The following is an 18289-nucleotide window of genomic DNA, read 5'->3' as shown; positions in this document are numbered from 1 at the left end:
CTTACTCCCCTTCAACACGCATGATGCTGGCGACACCGCGCACGGTGTCGAGCTTGCGCAGCGCTTCGACGGTCGCCGAGAGGGCGGCGTCGGGCGCGCGGTGGGTGACGACGACGAGGGATGCCTCGCCGCCTCCGCCCGACCGTCGCCCGCCGCCACCCTGCTCGATGGCGACTTCGTCGCCGCTGCCTGGATTTCGGCCTTGCTGACGGACCGTATCGATGGATACGCCCTGTTCGGCGAAGACCGTCGCGACCTGGGCGAGTACGCCAGGCTTGTCCGCCACGTCGAGGCTGATGTGGTACCGCGTGACGACCTCGCCCATGGGGCTGACCGGCAGACGCGTGTACGCGGACTCGCCGGGGCCGGTGGCCTCGTTGAGTTTGTTGCGGCAGACCGCGACGAGGTCGCCGAGGACCGCGGAGGCGGTCGGCGAGCCACCGGCGCCGGGGCCGTAGAACATGAGCTGTCCGGCCGCCTCGGCCTCGACGAAGACCGCGTTGTACGCCTCGCGGACGGAGGCGAGCGGGTGACTCAGCGGGATCATCGCCGGATGCACACGCGCGGTGACGGACTGCCCGTCGGCGGCACGCTCGCAGATGGCGAGGAGCTTGACGGTGCAGCCCATGCGGCGGGCCGAGGCGATGTCGGAGGCGGTGACCTCGGTGATGCCCTCGCGGTGCACCTCACCGATCTTCACCCGGGTGTGGAAGGCGATTCCGGCCAGGATCGCGGCCTTGGCGGCGGCGTCGAAGCCCTCGACGTCGGCGGTCGGGTCGGCCTCGGCGTACCCGAGAGCGGTGGCCTCGTCGAGCGCCTCGGAGTATCCGGCGCCACTGGTGTCCATCCGGTCGAGGATGAAGTTGGTGGTGCCGTTCACGATGCCGAGGACCCGGTTGACCTTGTCCCCGGCAAGGGATTCACGCAGCGGCCGTACGAGCGGGATGGCGCCGGCCACGGCGGCCTCGTAGTAGAGGTCCCGGCCGTACTGCTCGGCGGCGGCGTGCAGAGCGGCGCCGTCCTCGGCAAGCAGCGCCTTGTTGGCGGAGACGACACTCGCGCCGTGCTCGAAGGCGGTGGTGATGAGGGTACGGGCGGGCTCGATGCCACCGATGACCTCGATGACGACGTCGATGTCGCCCCGTTTGACCAGGGCCGTCGCATCGGTGGTGATCAGTGCGGGGTCGATCCCCTCCCGCACCTTGGAGGGCCGGCGCACGGCGACACCGGCGAGCTCGACCGGCGCGCCGATGCGCGCGGCGAGATCGGCGGCGTGCGTCGTCATGATGCGCGCCACCTCTGAGCCGACCACTCCACAGCCCAGCAGCGCCACCTTCAGCGGACGCGTACGCATCATCCGACCTCGTTTCCTTTACATCTGATGTGTGGACCAGTCTCACTCACCAGACGGGAGTTTCTGCCACTCGTCCGGATCCTGAGACATCTATTTCATCAGCCGACATCGAGACGCAGGAGATCTTCCTCCGTCTCGCGCCGGACGATCACTCGCGCCTCCCCGTCGCGCACGGCGACGACGGGCGGGCGCAGGGCATGGTTGTAGTTGCTCGCCATGGAGCGGCAGTACGCACCGGTGGCGGGCACGGCGATCAGATCGCCGGGCGCCAGGTCGGACGGCAGGAACGCGTCCTTGACCACGATGTCGCCGCTCTCGCAGTGCTTGCCGACGACACGCACGAGCATCGGCTCGGCGTCGGAGGTGCGCGAGACGAGCGCGACGCTGTACTCGGCGTCGTACAGCGCGGTGCGGATGTTGTCCGACATGCCGCCGTCGACGCTGACGTACGTACGCAGCCCCTCCAGGGGCTTGATCGTGCCGACCTCGTACAGCGTGAACGCGGTGGGGCCGACGATGGCGCGCCCCGGCTCGACGGAGATCCGCGGGGTGGCGAGCCCCGCCGCCTCACACTCACGGGTGACGATGTCGCCTAGCGCCTTGGCGATCTCGTGCGGCTCGCGCGGATCGTCCTCGGAGGTGTAGGCGATGCCCAGCCCGCCGCCCAGGTCGATCTCGGGCAGCTCGATGCCGTGCTCGTCGCGCACCTCGGCGAGCAGCTGCACCACGCGCCGGGCGGAGACCTCGAAGCCGGCCATGTCGAAGATCTGCGAGCCGATGTGTGAGTGGATGCCGATGAGTTCGAGCCCGTCGAGGGTGAGCGCCCGGCGCACCGCCTCGGCCGCCTGCCCCCCGGCCAGCGCGATCCCGAACTTCTGGTCCTCGTGTGCGGTGGCGATGAACTCGTGGGTGTGTGCCTCGACGCCGACGGTCACCCGGATCTGTACGCGCTGCCGCTTGCCGAGCCCCTGCGCGATGTGCGCGACCCGGGCGATCTCCTGGAAGGAGTCGAGCACGATCCGCCCGACGCCGGCGGTGACCGCCCTCTCGATCTCCGCGACGGTCTTGTTGTTGCCGTGGAAGGCGATGCGCTCGGCGGGCATCCCGGCGTCCAGAGCGCAGGTCAGCTCTCCCCCGGAGCAGACGTCGAGGTTGAGCCCCTCCTCCTTGAGCCAGCGCACGATCGCCCGCGACAGGAACGCCTTCCCGGCGTAGAACACATCGGCGTCGCGTCCGAACGCGTCGGCCCAGGCCCGGCAGCGGGCCCGGAAGTCGCTCTCGTCGAGGAAGTAGGCGGGGGTGCCGAACTGCTCGGCCAGTCGCGTCACTTCGATCCCGCCGACGGTGACCGCACCGTCCTCGTTGCGGGCGACGGTACGGGCCCAGACCTTCTCGTCCAGGACGTTGAGATCGGCGGGCGGGGCCGTGTAGTGCCCTTCCGTCATGACATCGGCGTGACGGGGTCCGGCGGGGTGTGCGGATCGGCTCATCGTGCTGCTCTGCTCTCTCGGGTCTCTCAGAGGACTTCGGGTGCGCTGATGCCGAGCAGGGACAGGCCGCCTGCCAGCACCGTCCCGGCGGCTTCGGCAAGGGCGAGCCGGGAGCGGTGGGCGGCCGAGGGTTTCTCGTCACCGACGGGGAGCGGAGCGGCGCCGTCGTGGAAGTCGAAGAAGGCCTGCGCGACCGCTTCCAGCTGCCGGGCGAGCCGGTCGGGCTCACGGTGGCGGGCGGCGGCGGCGAGCACACCGGGATGGTCGGCGAGCAGTGCACCGAGCACGGGCGCGTCCACACTCTCCTCGTAGGCGCCACGGAACCCGAGCTGCTGAGCGTTCCGGCTCAGGGCCCTGGTCCGGGCGTACGCGTACCGCACCCGGAACAACGGATTGCTTTCCTGCTGTACGAGGAGCTCATCGCTCCCTGTGCACCGGGCGTGGTCGTGCGGGGCGGCCCGCAGCAGTGCCCAGCGCGCGGCGTCGCTCCCGAGCCGTGCGAAGAGATCGCGGTCCGCGGCGGGCACGGGCACCACATGCAGCGCCTCCCCGTCGGCCGCCCGCGCCCCGACTTCCGCCCCCTGAGACCGGAGCAGCTGCTCGACGGCCCCGGTGACGACACGCGCGCGCAGCTCGTCGACGGGTGCGAACGAGGCCCTGACGCCGACGAGGGCGTTCCCGTGACCGTACTCGGAACCGCGCGCCTCGATGGCGCCGACAACGGCGGCCAGGCCGTCGTCACCGTCCAGGGTGAAGTTCAGGAACCCGGGCCCGGTGACCTCGACACCACCGATCCCCGGCGCCCCCTGCATCCGCTCCCGAAGAATCTCGGCCACTTCCCTGGCCGGCAGCGCGGCGGGCCCGGCCAGCTGGAGGGCGACGGCAGTGGCGTAGTCCCCGCGCCCGCCCGGCCTTGTCCGCTCCACCCGCACGCGCGCGGGCACGGGCGCGCGCAAGGCGTCCTCGTCGACCGCGCGGCGCACGGCGTGCAGCACGGTCCTGGAGAGATCGGCGGGGGTCACAGGACAAGCGTATGGGAGAAAGGGGGGCACACTGCGACCCGGTTTCGCCATGCGGTCACCCTGCGGCGCTCTCCGCCCTCCCGGCACCGTGTCTGCCGTCGACCGACGGCGGGTCCCCCCTGTCCGTCAACTGCCGTACGAGCCGTACCAGCTCGCTCGGCTCGAAGGGCTTCGCCAGGAACGCATCGACGCCTGCAGCGACCCCGCTGTCCACCTCGTACGGCGTACACGCACTGATGACCGCCACGGGGAGATGTCTGGTCCGCGGATCGGAGCGCAATCTGGTGGCGGTCTGCAGACCGTCCAGCCGGGGCATGACGACATCGAGCGTGATCACATCGGGACAGACCCGATGCACCAGATCCAGACACTCGACACCATCGGCCGCGGTCACGACCTCGAAGCCCTCAAGCTCAAGATTGACCCTGATCAACTGCCGGATGACCTTGTTGTCGTCGACAACAAGCACGCGGCCACAAGCGCCTGACACACTCCGAGAGTAGGCGGGGTGTAGGGGCTGCGTCCGGGTTTTGCCCATTTCCGACCCCGGACGAGTGGTGCGAGGGGGTGGCCGGATACACCCAGGACCACCCCTACGCCCCCTCTGCGCGGCCTGTACCGCCGCCTCCGACAGCCCGGAAATACCTGTTCACGGACACCCCGCGGAAGCTGGTAGTGTTTCACCCGTCGCCGAGCACCACAGCGATACGCCCTCGTAGCTCAGGGGATAGAGCATCGGCCTCCGGAGCCGTGTGCGCAGGTTCGAATCCTGCCGAGGGCACTTCGATTGAAGTGCTTGAAGACCCCGTCACCAGCGGAAACGCTGAGGCCGGGGTCTTCGCGTATGTAGCGCCGCTGGTGGTGGTCCCTCGTCGGTCGGCCACCCGGAGTGCGTATCCGGGTTCTTCGAGGGGCGCCAAGGCCAAGCCCGAAGGGTCACGGTGTGAGCCTTGGCGCCCCTCGAAGAACCCGAGTGCGGCAAAGCTGCCCGGCCGACGAGGGACCACCCCACTCCGCGGCGACCGTGCCGTGCGGACAGCAAGCCGCGCCCGTCATCCAGGTCTCGGTGCCAAGGGAGCCACCTCCCTATCGGTCACTCACCGGGTTCGGCGGGTAAGAGGGAGCCCAGCTCGGGTGACCCGTAGGTCAGGAAGACGAGGTCGCTGTCACTGCTGGTGTCCCAGATGTCGCGGTCGAATGTCACGGGGACTGAGGCCGTGGACGGCTGACCCAAGTAGCTCTTGGCGGACGTCGCGCCGCCGGAACGTCCGAAGGACACACGGGCGCCGTCACGCGGAAGGAAGAGGCTGTAGAGACCAGGACGTCCGTCGTCTGGGGTCAGCCAGCGGCCTGAGAGGAGGTTGTTCGTGAGCCTTGTGGCGAGGTCTGACGGAGTGATGTCTCCGGTCAGGTCCGGCGGGGTCTTGATGGTGATGTCGTCGTCGGGGGTTCCGAGGTTGTCGGTGCTGACAGGCTGGTTGTTGATGTCGTCGATCTGGGTTCGGATGCCGGCGATCTCGCTGGCGATGACTTCGTCGCTGAGGTTCGCGGTGAGGACGAGGTCTTCGATGACCTTCTCGACAGTGCCGAGGACGGGGGCAGCGCCGCCGAGGATGTTGGTGAAGTCGTCGTAGTCCTCCTTGATGCCCCTATAGACCTGCTCCTCGACGGTGTCTTGGTAGAAATAGTTGCTGATCTGGAGGTGTTTGTAGGTGGCGCCGATGCGGTCGATACGGCCGATGCGCTGCTCGACACGCATCAGGTTCCAGGGCATGTCGTAGTTGATGAGGCGGCCCGACGTCTGCAGGTTGAGGCCCTCGCTCATCGAGTCGGTGCCGATCAAGACCTCGATATCGCCGTTGCGGAATCGGGCCTTGATCTCGGCCTTGGTGACCGGGGTCCACTTCCCTGCTACGGGATCGTAGATCTCGCCGCCGCGGCCGGAGTAGCAGCCGAGCTTGTAGTAGCCAGCGGCCAGGAGGCGCTCGCGGACGTAGTCCATGGTGTCGGCGTACTGAGTGAAGACCACTGCGGAGTCGTACGTTTTGAACGACTCGACCAGGTCCTTGACGAGCTGCTGGGCCTTGGTGTCCTCGCCAGTGATATCGCCGAGGTCGTTGAGGAAGGAGCGGAGCTCGCCGATCTCCTCCTTGAGGCGGTCGGCGCGGACGTCGAGGGTCTCGGGGTCGAAGAGGGAGTTCTCCAGGTCGACGCCGTCGTCGTCGGTGAGAAGATCGCCGAGGCTCTTGCCCTGCTCGAGTACGTCGAGGCGGCGTTGCAGGGACTGCTTGATCGCTTGGAAGGAGGAGGTCAGCCGGCGCCGGTAGACGGTCATGATGAAGCCGAGGGCTTTGGTGGCCTTGTCAGACTTGTAGGCGTTGTAGTGGCGGCGGATGTATTCCTCGATGCGGTCATACAGCTTCCGCTCGTTCGGCGCCAGAGGGATGAACTCATCGGTGACGTGCCGGTACGGGATGACGACCGAAGCCGGGATGATGCTGGCCGCCTGGTAGGCCCGCATGGTCTTGCGAGTGTTACGGAAGACCCGATCGCGTATCGGGGTGTGGCGGCGAGCCCACTTATCCATCCACTCGGAGGTGGCGTTGGGGAACTGTGCCCTGAGATCAGGCGAGGGTGGGTTGCTGGCCATCCCGGTCACCGTCCACGCGTCGGCCCACCCAAGTGCGTCGTTGACCTGCTGCTCCAGCTCGTAGTCGTGCTCGGCAAGCTGGTCGGAGAAATAGTCCTCCAGCATGCCGCAGATGAGCTTCCAGTCGCGCCTCTCGGGCGGGTCAACAAGGTGGGTGAAGTATTGCGTGAAGAAGAACGCCTGCCTACCCCATTTGCCCGGCAGCCCAAGGAGTTCGATGAGGTCCCAGGCCTCGTGGGGGTGCATCTGCATCGGGGTCGCCGAAGCAAGGTAGAGCGCCCTCCACAGGTCACGCCTTTTCATCTCCTGGAGCAGCGCGAGCAAGGAGTTGGGTGTGTCTGTCGCCTTGGAGCCACGTCGGCGGGCGTGGTGGGCCTCGTCGACGAGGACGACATCCCACGGTCCGGCGTCGAGGATCTCGGTACGGCGGGTGCGGCGGCGAGCGAGGTGGGAGGAGGCGAGCACGACTGGGAAGGCCGACCACGGGTTCACCTTCGGGTCGGTCGGGATGGGCTGGTCGAACCGATCGATGAAGCCGCCCTTGTCGTAGCGGGCGACGTCGAGGTTCGTCTTCTCGTGGAGCTCTTCCTGCCACTGCTTCATCACCGAGGCAGGCACCAGCAGCAGCGCCTTCTTCGCCCGGCCGGAGGTGAAGAGCTCACGTAGCACCATGCCTGCTTCGATGGTCTTGCCGAGACCGACCTCGTCGGCGAAGAGATAGCCGCGCGGGTACGTCGACACCACCCGGTGGATCAGCTCCGCCTGGTGCGGCAGCGGCTGAGCCCAGGCCGTGCCCACGCCGGTCCACGCCGACTGCTTCGGTGCGTCCCGGAGGGCGACCAGCTCGCCCCATGCTGCCTGGATATCGACGTCCGCGTCGACAGGCGGTGCCTCGTGATTGGCCTCCTCGCGCCTCGGCTGCGGTACGAGCGTGTCGAAGGGGAACGGCAGAGCGTCGGGAGCGTGCTCTATCAGGTGTTCCCGGACGGCGGTGGGCAGGTCAATGATCGCCCAACCCTGGTCGGGGTTGGCACGCCAGTGCCGATCGAAGGCGTGCTCCTTGGACGCGCCGTAGTCCTCCCAGGACTCGGTACGCCAGGAGCGGTAGGCGTCAAAGGTCTCGTGGTTCTTCACCCATGCAGTGACCGAGGCGTTGTTGGAGCCGCTGAACGCGACCTTGTGGCCGTAGCGGTCTGTGAAGACGCCGTACTTGGTGTGGAAGTAGCGGCCAGACTCATGGTGGGTGAGCAGGTGGCCGTGCTTGTCGACCGGGACGCCGACCCGGATGTGGAGCCGGCTGTTGGCGACCATCCAGGCGAGCACGCTGAGGTACTCGCTCTGCACGATCTTCGTGCCCTCCAGGCCAGGGTCAGCCAGTAGTCGCTCGGCGACGACATCGTCGAGCGGAGTGCCGGAGAGCACCGCGTCGACGTCCTTCTTCCCGAGTTGGGCACCGACGATGAGTCTCATCACGCCGCCACCGGCGATGAAGTACGCCGTACCCTGCGCGGCGAACTGCAGCTCTGCCCCGGACCAGTAGCCGACTGCACGGTCGTAGGTAACGGCCCTGGAAAGCAGCGGCTCGTAGAACATCTCAAACGGTGCATCGTCTGGCGAGTACATAGCCTTCAGCGTCACGCTGCGGAACGAGTCCTCGGCCGTGGCAGGGTCGTGGTCGAAGAGACCATCCCGCGCCGGTGCCCCTGGCTTGGCGGCGGCACCGGGGAACAGGGCGTCGTCCTGCTGGGACAACCTCACTCCATTTCGAAGAGCGTGTCGGGCTTGTCGTCATCCTGCTTGCCCAGGTCAGTGGCCTCGGGCAGGACCACGTCAGGGAAGTAGAGCGTGCACATCGTGTCGAGGCGACCCGCCTCGGGCACAGCCCACGTGCCCTTGACCTTCGTCCGAGGGATCGCGTTGGCAAGGCCTTGCAGTGCGGCGTTGAATCCTGCGTCGCTGGTGTAGCCGTGCTTGTCGAGAAACCTCTTGGCTGCTGGCCAGTCGTCGTGTTCAGCGATATAAAGGGCCGTGTCGACCGCGTCGATGACGTTTGCGAAGGACTCTGCCTCTGGACGCACACCGGGAAGATCCCTCTCGGCACCACGCCGCACTCGCTCTTTGGGGGGCAGAAGCTTGACCGTGCCAGATCCCTTTTTGAGGATCTTCGCGCGCTCAAGCTTGTCCACATCAAGGCCGCCCACCGCGAGGGCAAGCAGGCGGGCTGTGTCGTACGGGAACTCCCTGGCCGCGAAGGTGTCCCAAGCGAGGAGGACAAAGTCGGTCAGTGTGTCAGACTTCGCGCCCTGTCCAATGAGCCTCGCCCGGCGAAGGTCAACGATCTCCTCCCGAGCCAGGGATAGGGCGTCCTCGGGCCGAAGAAGTTGGTCGCGCCCGTCCTCGCCCGGTGTCGAGGAGTACACGGGCCAGTGACGCGAGATGACAGATAGCGTCGGCCCATAGGTCGAGAGCAGAAGGTCGACCCCGCCGATGCCGTCGTTCTGGAATCGAAGCACCGCAGCGCGAGCCGCGCTCCTGATCTCGGCCTCGACGTCTTCGAGGTAGATCGGTCCGTTGCGCTCAGCCTGCTCGCGCTTCCTGCAGGTGAGCATGATGGTGCTATTCGCTGCGTTCTTGTTCTTCTGATGGGACGATGCTGCCGGCTCGGTGTTTACCGGCCAGGACGTCTCGATCGTGAAGCCTGCGTCGATGATGGCGGTGCCCAGCGCGTCCCACGCCTCGGCTTTCTTGTGTGTGAACATGACGGTCATGACACCGTCCTCGCGCAGGACACGACTGCACTCCGCAAAGATTGCAGTCATCTTCGCCGTGTAGTCGGCATCCGCGAGTTGCTTCTTCCGTCGCCCGAACGCGGCGAAACGCGCGACGTTGGCGATCGCCTCGTTCTCCTTGTCGCTCTCCGTGTCGGCGAAGAAGTCTGGGTACAGGCGGCCGAGTGTCGCTTTCTCCCAGACGTAGAAGAAGTCAGAGAGTTCTGCGTACATGACGTTGTCGTAGTACGGCGGGTCCATACACAGGTGGGAGACACTCCCCGACGCCAGCCCGCCGAGGTTGGCCGCGGTCCCCTGGGTCACCATGACCGGCGTTTGGACTTGAGACTCAACCAAAGAATCGGGCGACACATGCCCGACCAGCGTTACCAACTGGTCGTACGCGTCAAGGACCTGGTGTAGCACGAATGAGGGAAGTTCCTGCGAGCCCTGGAATTCAACGAAGGTCCACCTGAACGTGAAATTGTGCTTCTCGAAGACACTCCGCGTCTTCTGCCTACCGATATCCCAAGTTGACAGCCGGGAGTTGTAGTTTAGCGCCTTGGCCTGGATCATTCCGAGCACCGTCAGAAGCGCACGAGTCTTCTCCTGCCCAAGCTCCTCTTCTGCCTCAGTCAGGAGACGTTGCAGTTCTTCTGCGAAGACGGCATGGACGACCAGCTGGCGCTCCGTAAACATTTCGGCCCACTTGGTGATCCCGTACATACGGTGGCCGCGGTCGTAGTTCGAGATCTCGGTGATCTCCTCTGTCGGGAGACAGCCGGTCGCCTCCCAGTCAGCCCGATGCTCTGCGAGGTAGTCACTGGCGCGTTCGAGGCAAGCCGCGTCCTCGCTGCTTGGCTCCCGATACCCTTTGGTGCGGTCGGTCTTGCGGTAGTAGACCGCGTAGAGAACCTGCTCGAACCGACCGGACTGGGCCTCGGCCTTGACGTAAGCGTCATCAATCGCGAGGTCGTCATAAGGACTGCGGGCGGTGCCGCCAGTCATCAGACCGACAGAGGGGTCGAAGTCGATCTCGTCGCCCCGAGCGATCTCGAACGTGGGCTCGCTCAGGAGGTTGCCGTCTTGGTCGTGTACGACGATTCGCACGGCTGTCTCGCGGCCCTTGGTCTTGTCCAGCCACTGATCAGTGATGAGCGGCACGAGCCCGCCCGTGCGCGGGCAGCGGACGGCGTTCGCCCAGATATAGGTAAGGTACTTCTCGCCCTCTTCGTAGACGAAGAACTTGCCAAGCTGCTCTTCCACTCTGCGACGCCAACGATGCCCGTACCTTTCGAGCTCAGGCGTCAGCTCGTGGCCGAAACAGACGGGGATCTCGACCCCGGCCTTCAGAACGGCAGCGGCTACCGCGTTGAGATCATTCGCTGCGGTAGGAAGCCCGAGCCGAGCTGAAACGAAGGGGATGGATCCGCCTCCTGCGGTTGGGTCCGCCACCAACGGCAGGGAGCCACCCCAGGTATGACGCAGTACCTCGTGGAGAAGTGCCATGTCGCCAGCGTCCGGTAGGTTCTTGAAGGCAGGGCGGTACCCGTATGCGGCGGCACCCAGCGTCTCCCCTCGCTCGGTGGCGGCGGCAATCCGCCGACGTGCGGCAATGGGGTCACCCCAGATCCCAACCAACTTCAGGACCCAGAGTTTGTAGGCAGCCGGGTTCAACAACTCCGGATGGTCGGGAAAGGCGTCGCCCAGCTGCGGGTTCCATGCAGGGAGAAGGCCTGCCAACACGACTGCGGCCGACGCCACCAGCGGACGGCGAGCCCACCACACGTGAAGCGCCTTCAGTTTCGGAAACTGGCCCGGGATGGGGGCCGCTTCGCGGCGGGACTCGATGCTGAGCTCGGCGACGGGGAGCCAGTCCTCGATGAGGACACGCGGCTTGGTGCTGCTCAAGGCGAGTCCTTTCAGTTGTCAGAGAGGAGGGTACGGAGGGCCTTGCGGGCGCGGTTGGCGTCGACGCCGATGCACTTGGAGTACCAGTAGTAGGTCTCCTCGGTGCTCATGGCGTTGATGCCGGCGACGAGGGCTCGGACCCGCTCGTGCTTGGCGATGGGCTGGGTGGCCAGCAGGATCAGTGCCAGGCGTACGCCGTCGGGTTCGGCAAGCTGGATGGGTGCCTTGCGGGTGAAGGCCAGAGCGCTGGGCCGGTGGCCCGATCGCCTCACGGCGGCGAAGAGGGCGTCGACGACGCGACCCGTCTGCTGCGGAGTGAGGGTGACGACGGCCGTGGTGAGGACAGAGCCCACCTCGCCGTACGTCTCCTCGATGGTGAGGCCGTAGATCTCGCCGCGGCCGGGCTTCACGATGAGACGGAAACCGCGGGCGCCGTCGACGGCAGCGAGCCGTCGGCTCGGGACGGTCGTCGCGCGCTGGAGCGTGGTCACTTAGTCACCTCCGCCGTCATCGTTGTGCTCTTCATTCCGAGCTTCTTGATCACGTCATGGATCTGTGCGAACTGCGGGCCGTCGACGTCGAGTGCCGGGTCGAACCGGAAGGTGAGAGTGATGTCGCCGACCACCTTCGTGGCGGCGGTGAGAGCCTTCTTGGCATGGCCGTAAGCCATCTGGAAGTCGGCGCGCTCGGCCGTGCCCTGGAACTGGACGCCGCCTCCGGTGAGCCCCTTGTATTCGGCGCGGATGGTGGAGCGGACCGTAATGGTCTGTTTCTGCAGCATGCCGAGCGAGGCGACGGCGAGGTCGATGTCGCTCGTGCCGGACGCGGCATCCGCGCTCACCTTCAAGGTAAGGGTCCTGATGGCGCGGATCGCGTAGTCGGAGACGGCATCGAGCAGGGTCTGCATGGCCGCGCCGCCGGGACCGTTCGCGGTGAAGGTCTTGGACATGGCGGTGCGGGTGGGGACCTGGACGCCGACCTCGTCGGCGGTCTCGCGGGGCAGGATATGGAGGGTGTCGAGGCCCTTGTCCTTGATCGCCGAGGGTGAGAGCGCCCGGACGCCAGCGGCAGGCTCGGTGTCGGTGACGACGAACCAGCTGTACTCGCTGGACTGGACGGCGGTGGCCAGCAGGTCGAGGACATCGGTCTTGGAGGGCTCGCCCCCGCAGGCTGCCTCGAGGCGGGCACGGATGTCCGCACCGGTGAGCTGGTCGCTGGCGAGCACCGAGCGAAGGTCGGTCTGGGTAGGTTTGCGGACCAAGAGGCCGCGCTTCTGCGCCTCGGTCATGGTCATGACCTCGGTGTCGGCACCGAAGGTGATCGACATGCCAGCCTGGTTGTTGGCCGTGTAAGCCCTGCCGCTAGCCGAGTCGTAGCAGACCCAGCCGTCGTGGTTGACACCGTTGACGATCGCGTCACGCAGCAGGGAGGTGTTGCGGACGATGGAGGCCTTGTGGTCGGACCAGAAGTAGTCGGCGATCGCGGCCGTGCTCGTGGCCTCCTTGTTGGCCCAGGTTCGGTTGCGCAGGAAGGACGCGGTGAACGGGCTGGTACGGATCTTCTCCTCGTCAGTCAGCAGCGTGATGACTGCAGAGGTGGCATTCTTCGGGTTGCCCTGGGCCTGGGCAGGAAGCTCACGGTGGCGCAGGTAGCTGGTGGCCTTCTCGTCAGCCGGGTAGTAGATGTGTTTGAAGCACCGGGTGACCGCGATGCGTGCCTGGAGGCGGGCCTCCTTGTCGTAGGCCTCGACCTTCTTGCGGACCTCCTCGCTGAACTGACCCAGCCGGTGGGTATCAGCGGCAAGGTTGTTAGAGGCGATCAAGGCACGTGCGCGGTCCTTGAGCACATGGACCTGCTCGGCGTCGGCCAGGGCGAAAACCAGGGAGTTGCGGTACTTGCGCGGCGCGCCGACCGAGCCGACCTTGTCAAGCATCTCCACGATCTGTGCCGGCGGCTGGTCGGCGTGGCCTTGGTCGACGGTGACGACATCGTGGTCGAGCACGACCACGCGCAGCGCGTCCTTGTCTGGGATCTCGGCAGGGCCTGACGGGAAATGGATCGCGGTAACGCCACCGTCATTGGCAAACGCCTTCTGTATCAGGCTGTCGACTTCCGCGGCGACCGCAGTGTTGGCGACGTTGCGCTTCTCGGTCTCGATGATGGCGTTGACGTTGGGCTCGATATTGAAGCGCCAGCGAGCACCGTCGTAAGACAGGTGCCAGAAAACCTTCTCGGACTCGGTTAGCGCCTTCTCGAAGATGGTGGCGTCCTCGCCGGGGCGCAGGGTGCCGACCAGCCAGTCGTTGCGGCCCGCCCCTGCGGTGGAGACCATTTCCAGGGAGTGGGTAAACACGGTGCGGGCCACGCGGGTGGCGTAGGCAGGCTTGCCGGGGAAGACGTCGACGTCGACGACAGCCGCGTGGGAGGCCGTGGAGGCGAAGTCACCCTTGGCCACGCTCGCGTACTCGGCGCGGCCGAGGCCGTCGGTGAGGTGGTTGAGGACTGGCTCATCGGAGTAGTCGATGTCACCGACGTTAATGATCGCTGTCTCGTCATTGGTGGCGTAGATGTTGGCCACGACCTCGGCCAGGAGTTTCAGGGCTCCGCGGGCGCGCTGGAACTCGGATATGTTGCCCAGACGCTTGTCGAGAACGCGAACCAGCTCGGGGTGGAACGGGTAGGTCTTGGTGACCAAGTCGCCATAGGAAGACGGATGCTCTGCTCCACCGGCGAGTTGCTCGGTCTTGGTGAGCTGTTCGTAGAATGCCCGGTAGGCCTCCCCTGCTGCCCTGGCGGCGTCCTCGTCGACGGAGGCGAAGATGCGCTTCTTGAGGATTTCTCCGATCTCGTTGTCATCGGCCGGCTTGATTACCGCGCTCGGCTGCACCGCGCGGGTCAACACGTCGCCGGTCTCCTGGGCGGCCTTGACCGAGGCGGCGTTGGCGGCGTCGGCCTTCTCCTTCTCCTCACCGGTCAGCTCGCTGATCTCGGTGGTCTCCGCACCGAACGCGTTGGTGGTCGCGGCCAGGGTAATGATGACCGAGACCTTGTTGGTCGGGTCGGAGGCGACCTCGAAGAGGTTGCCGAGGAAGACAGGGATCGCGCCGGCCATGCGGCGTACGTCCTCGCTGCCGGAGGAGGCCACTGCGCGTAGGTACTTGGCGATCTCATCGACGATCACCACCGTCGGCTTGCCACGGAAGGCGGCCTTGATCGTCGCGGTGCCCGGAGCGGTGCGTTGGGTGTCGTTCGCCGCCATCGCAGCGAACGCGTCATCGCCAATCTGGGCGGCCATCTCACCCCACATCGTGTAGGTGCGATGGCCGCTGGTCTCGATGCCCGCAGTGGGGTCGAGGGCGTCGCCGACCAGGGCCGCGACCTGGACCGGGCCGTCGGGAAGCAGGCCCAGGTCGAGGAACTCGGTGATGCTGGACGGCCGGGCACCCTTGGCGAGGTGGTAGACGGCGGTCAGGCCGTGGGTCTTACCGCCACCAAACGAGGTCGTCGGGCGAAGCACGCCGTTCTCCCCCGCAACACCCTTCGCTCCGGTCAGACGGCCGAATGTTTTGGTGAGCAGCGTCTTCAGGCCGCTCGTGGGGTATGTCTGCGCGAAAAATGCCTCCGCATCGCCGTACACCGGATAGTGCTCCGCGTCACGGACCACCTTGTCCAGTTGTGCTGCGAAGTGGTTGTCCGCCAACCCGCCTTCGAGTACGTCCCCCCGCGGAACACACACCTTCCGCAGAGCCACCAGGCTCGACGCTGCCATGCCTCTCCTGCCCCCCAGACGCCGTGCACGCGGCGTCGCCCCTCCTACGTATCGTGTGATTGTAAGTCACCAACAATTGCGCCGAGTTGAGTCGGCATCTGGCGTAGGACTCCTCGGATTCGTCGAGGCCGCCTTCCTCGGACTCCCCGTTCCGCAAGCCGCCCCCCGCGCTCGCAGCGCACGACAAGCGGGAGGCGTCCAGGGCCCAACCCGAGCATCCGGACGCGCGCCGGAGCGGCCGGCTCGGGCTTATTGCGGGGCAGCGTGGACCATCCGTGGACAAGCAAGTCGCTCGTGGCAGTTGAAAGGTCTGTGACCTGCTGGAACAGCGGAAGCACCGACGGCCTCCGGAGCCGTGTGCGCAGGTTCGAATCCTGCTGGCGGCGCCGTCAACGGATTCCAGCTCTGCTACTCCTCCAGAGCCCAGGTCTGGGCCTCCGGCCGTCACAACGACGACACCCCCAGCACGTCCTCACGGCCGCCTACGACGCCAAGGCCGTGGCTGGCAAGTGGACCACCTCGTCGGCGCCACCCGTTCGGCCAATCCGGGCGTACGCTCCAGCGCCGCCCGGAAGCGGTCGATCTCCACCGCGTCAATCCCGACTCCGATGATGCTCATGCTCGGACCCCCACGGGGATGCGGCGCACGACGGTTCCTTCCGAGGCTGTGAGCGGTGATTGGCAGATCTGTTTCAGACCTTCAAGCAATCCCCAGATCGGGCATCCAGGCGATGGAACGCATCTGCCAATCAGTACCGGAGCGGCTACGCGGCGGCCAACTCGCACCACACGACCTTCCCCCGGCTGCCGTCTCTCGCCAGCGGCTGCCAGCCCCACAGGTCGGCGCACGCCCGGACCAGCGCCAGCCCCCGCCCTTCCTCCACCACGTCGGCCGCCTGCTCAAAAGACACGGGCGGCTCCGGTGGCTCGGGGTCGGCATCCCAGGCCCCGAGCCGCAGAACCCCCGCCGACCAGCGCACGCGCAGTGCGGCCGGGCCCTTGGTGTGGCGTACGGCGTTGGAGACCAGCTCGGTCGCGAGGAGTTCGGCGGTGTCGACCAGGCGGATCAGGCCGTGCATGGTGAGGATCAGGCGGAGGGTGCGGCGGCTGATAGTGACGGCGCGTAGGTCGTTGGGGATGTAGAGGCAGTACTCCCAGGGTTCGTTCACGTTTTCGGGCATGCGTCAGCTCCGTTCGGGTGGGGAGGTTGCGGGGCGGGCGGTGGCGTTGCCGCAGCCGTCGCGACAGGACGGAGCGGTGCACTTCCGCAGTGTGTGCGTTGCGTCACTGACGGTAGGGCTAACATGTCATACGGAGCAAGCCGACTGCGCAATCCGACCCCGAACGAGTCACGCCAGCAGGCGTGTTGAACCGAGGAGCAATCGATGGTCCTGAGGCGCGAACCCACGGCACGTCAGGTGCGCCTGGCGATGGAACTGCGCCGACTCCGCGACGCGGCAGGACTCTCCGCTCGCGAGGCAGCAGCGCTGATCGGAGCGAGTCGCGTCCAGATCAGCCACATCGAGTCGGGCCTCGCAGGCCTGAGCGAGCAGCGGCTACGCCGCCTCGCGGCCCACTATGCGTGTGCGGACGACGAGTTCGTCGACGCCCTGGCCGCACTGGCCACCGATCGCACACGCGGCTGGTGGGAGGAGTACCGGGGGCTACTCCCCACCTCGTTCCTGGACCTGTCCGAGTTGGAGTTCCACGCCACCTTCCGATGGGACGTGGACTTCCTGCACGTCCCGGGCCTGCTCCAGACCGAGGACTACGCTCGGGCGCTCTTCTCTTGCCGTGTTCCCGAACTGCCGCGAGAAGAACTCGAGTTGCGCATCCGCCATCGAATGCAGCGACGTGTCATCCTCGAGCAAGCGGAGCCGATCCCGTACAAGGTGCTGGTGCACGAGGCAGCATTGCGGATCAGGGTGGGCGGCCGCGCCGCCTCACGTGCTCAGCTGGACCGCATCCTGGAACTCTCCGAGGCAGAGCACGTGACGGTGCGCGTCATCCCTTTCGAACTGGATGATTTCGCCGACGTCACAGCCGTCATGGTGTACGCCGGTGGCCCTGTCCCAAAGCTGGACACCGTGGTACGCGACGGCCCGCACGGCGTGCTCTTCATCGACTCCGAAGCACAGCTCGGCGTCTTCCGAACGCTCTTCCGTAGAGTTGAGGGGGCGTCACTCGATCCCGCACGGTCGCGTGACCTCATCCACAGGTTGGCCAAGGAACTGTGAGGCACTCGTGATCACCCGCGACAACTGGCAGAAGTCTTCCCACTCCGGCAGCGGCGACGGCAACGCCTGCGTGGAAATGGCAAACCATCTCACCCATATAGCCATCCGCGACTCGAAGACCCCAGCCGGGGCAACCCTCTCCTTCCCGACCGGAGCCTTCACCACCTTCGTCGAGGCCCTGAAGACTCACTCCCCTGCGACGGACTCCACCAGGTTCCGAGGCTGATCCACCTCGTTCCCCCGAGCCGTCGCCACTCGCACGCGAACACTTGCAACGGCACTGTCGCCACCAGCGGCTGAACTGCCCAGCCGGGTTTGCCGGCGCCGGCGATTGAGGAGCGGTTCACGAATACGTCGGGTGCCCGTCCGGACGCCTCTGGGTTGAGTGTCCGGGTGGCCGGTTCCGGCAGGTGTTCTTGAATCCTGCCTTGTCACCCGCGGATGATGTCCAAGGCTTCCTCGCGCATCTCCGGACCGTGGACTCGCGCGGTCCCAGTACACGAAGGGGCACAGGATGACGAACGTGGCGGGGGCGTGACAGTGGTGCGCGGGTATCGAGCAGGCCGACACGGGGCCGGTGCCACATGAGGCAGCGCCTGCAAGTGGTGCTCCAGATCATGCTGGCGCTGGTCGCCTGCCTTCTCGGCATCGCCACCAACTACGCCACCAACGCGACCCACGTGCCCTGGGCACTGGAGGTCATCCGGCGTGGGTCCATACCGGCCATCGGGCTGCTCATCGTCGCCATGGTGATCGGTCAGGTCGTCGTGTACCGGCTGGAGAACCCGGCGCCCCAGCAGACGGAGTGGCCGCGTGACCGAATTCCATACCCGGGGCTGGACGCCTACAGCGAGGACGAGGCCACCGTCTACTTCGGCCGGGAGGCACAGGCTGCCGAGCTGACGCGCAGGCTGCACGCCTCCGGGCCCCGCCCGGTCGACCGGTTCCTGCTGCTGACCGGAGCCTCCGGCAGCGGCAATTCTTCGCTGCTCGGTAAGACCGCCCACGACACTCCGATCCGGCTCGGGCCCGCTTGACGGCCCTCACCCTAACGGCCGCCAGTGGAACGGCCCCGGCGATCAGTGCAG

At 66.5% G+C, this 18289-nt stretch carries 12 protein-coding genes, 1 tRNA gene and 1 pseudogene; 4 read left to right on the top strand and 10 right to left on the bottom strand.

Annotation, left to right across the window (positions count from 1 at the left end):
• Position 1 precedes the first annotated feature (1 nt).
• The 4 genes from GA0115254_RS07220 to GA0115254_RS07205 all read right to left on the bottom strand — a co-directional run bounded on the left by GA0115254_RS07220 (position 2) and on the right by GA0115254_RS07205 (position 4404).
• Positions 2–1357: a homoserine dehydrogenase gene (locus tag GA0115254_RS07220; RefSeq protein ID WP_093894456.1), complete on the bottom strand. Its 1356-nt coding sequence runs from the start codon at positions 1355–1357 to the stop codon at positions 2–4.
• Between the two features lie 95 nt (positions 1358–1452).
• Positions 1453–2844 (bottom strand): diaminopimelate decarboxylase, encoded by a 1392-nt coding sequence (lysA, locus tag GA0115254_RS07215; RefSeq protein ID WP_093894455.1) that lies wholly within the window; start codon positions 2842–2844, stop codon positions 1453–1455.
• A gap of 26 nt (positions 2845–2870) precedes the next feature.
• Positions 2871–3866 carry an ArgS-related anticodon-binding protein NrtL gene (gene nrtL, locus GA0115254_RS07210; protein ID WP_093894454.1) on the bottom strand — a complete coding sequence of 332 codons (996 nt, stop codon included), beginning with the start codon at positions 3864–3866 and terminating at the stop codon, positions 2871–2873.
• 55 nt (positions 3867–3921) lie between these two features.
• A complete protein-coding gene (locus GA0115254_RS07205; RefSeq protein WP_093894453.1) occupies positions 3922–4404 on the bottom strand; it encodes a response regulator in 483 nt (160 codons plus the stop codon).
• Positions 4405–4575: 171 nt separating this feature from the next.
• Here GA0115254_RS07205 and GA0115254_RS07200 point away from each other — a divergent pair.
• Positions 4576–4647 (top strand) — tRNA-Arg (locus GA0115254_RS07200).
• 312 nt (positions 4648–4959) lie between these two features.
• On the opposite strand, the gene GA0115254_RS07195 is transcribed toward GA0115254_RS07200, so the two are convergent.
• From GA0115254_RS07195 to GA0115254_RS07170, 6 genes and pseudogenes are all read right to left on the bottom strand, one after another.
• Positions 4960–8268 carry an SNF2-related protein gene (locus GA0115254_RS07195; protein WP_093894452.1) on the bottom strand — a complete coding sequence of 1103 codons (3309 nt, stop codon included), beginning with the start codon at positions 8266–8268 and terminating at the stop codon, positions 4960–4962.
• A gap of 2 nt (positions 8269–8270) precedes the next feature.
• Positions 8271–11195 (bottom strand): DUF1156 domain-containing protein, encoded by a 2925-nt coding sequence (locus tag GA0115254_RS07190; RefSeq protein ID WP_176740010.1) that lies wholly within the window; start codon positions 11193–11195, stop codon positions 8271–8273.
• An 11-nt stretch (positions 11196–11206) separates the two neighbouring features.
• Positions 11207–11686, bottom strand: a complete 480-nt coding sequence (locus GA0115254_RS07185) for a DUF7680 family protein (RefSeq protein WP_093894450.1) — start codon at positions 11684–11686, stop codon at positions 11207–11209.
• On the bottom strand, positions 11683–14964 hold the full coding sequence (locus tag GA0115254_RS07180; RefSeq protein ID WP_093894449.1) for an ATP-binding protein: 3282 nt from the start codon (positions 14962–14964) through the stop codon (positions 11683–11685). Before GA0115254_RS07180 ends, GA0115254_RS07185 begins: the two co-directional genes overlap by 4 nt.
• 529 nt (positions 14965–15493) lie before the next feature.
• Positions 15494–15583 (bottom strand): annotated as a pseudogene (locus GA0115254_RS07175) (holo-ACP synthase); the annotation flags it as partial.
• A gap of 145 nt (positions 15584–15728) precedes the next feature.
• Positions 15729–16145: an ATP-binding protein gene (locus GA0115254_RS07170; protein WP_093894448.1), complete on the bottom strand. Its 417-nt coding sequence runs from the start codon at positions 16143–16145 to the stop codon at positions 15729–15731.
• 204 nt (positions 16146–16349) lie between these two features.
• Between GA0115254_RS07170 and GA0115254_RS07165 the strand changes: the two genes are divergently transcribed.
• From GA0115254_RS07165 to GA0115254_RS07155, 3 genes are all read left to right on the top strand, one after another.
• Positions 16350–17201, top strand: coding sequence for a helix-turn-helix domain-containing protein (locus GA0115254_RS07165; RefSeq protein WP_093894447.1), 852 nt, complete (start codon positions 16350–16352; stop codon positions 17199–17201).
• Positions 17202–17208: 7 nt separating this feature from the next.
• A complete protein-coding gene (locus tag GA0115254_RS07160) occupies positions 17209–17427 on the top strand; it encodes a DUF397 domain-containing protein (RefSeq protein WP_093894446.1) in 219 nt (72 codons plus the stop codon).
• Between the two features lie 358 nt (positions 17428–17785).
• Positions 17786–18238 (top strand): nSTAND1 domain-containing NTPase, encoded by a 453-nt coding sequence (locus GA0115254_RS07155; protein WP_141720773.1) that lies wholly within the window; start codon positions 17786–17788, stop codon positions 18236–18238.
• The last annotated feature ends 51 nt before the right edge of the window (positions 18239–18289 follow it).

Origin of the sequence: Streptomyces sp. Ncost-T10-10d (assembly GCF_900091955.1) — a bacterium.
Classification (GTDB): domain Bacteria; phylum Actinomycetota; class Actinomycetes; order Streptomycetales; family Streptomycetaceae; genus Streptomyces.
This window is presented reverse-complemented; position numbering and strand designations above follow the sequence as displayed.

Bases quoted from the DNA above. Each gene is read 5' to 3' on its own strand.
- GA0115254_RS07165 (WP_093894447.1), top strand. From the start codon at position 16,350: ATGGTCCTGAGGCGCGAACCCACGGCACGTCAGGTGCGCCTGGCGATG.
- GA0115254_RS07170 (WP_093894448.1), bottom strand. From the start codon at position 16,145: ATGCCCGAAAACGTGAACGAACCCTGGGAGTACTGCCTCTACATCCCC.
- GA0115254_RS07205 (WP_093894453.1), bottom strand. From the start codon at position 4,404: ATGGGCAAAACCCGGACGCAGCCCCTACACCCCGCCTACTCTCGGAGT.
- lysA (WP_093894455.1), bottom strand. From the start codon at position 2,844: ATGAGCCGATCCGCACACCCCGCCGGACCCCGTCACGCCGATGTCATG.
- GA0115254_RS07220 (WP_093894456.1), bottom strand. From the start codon at position 1,357: ATGATGCGTACGCGTCCGCTGAAGGTGGCGCTGCTGGGCTGTGGAGTG.
- GA0115254_RS07180 (WP_093894449.1), bottom strand. From the start codon at position 14,964: ATGGCAGCGTCGAGCCTGGTGGCTCTGCGGAAGGTGTGTGTTCCGCGG.
- GA0115254_RS07155 (WP_141720773.1), top strand. From the start codon at position 17,786: ATGAGGCAGCGCCTGCAAGTGGTGCTCCAGATCATGCTGGCGCTGGTC.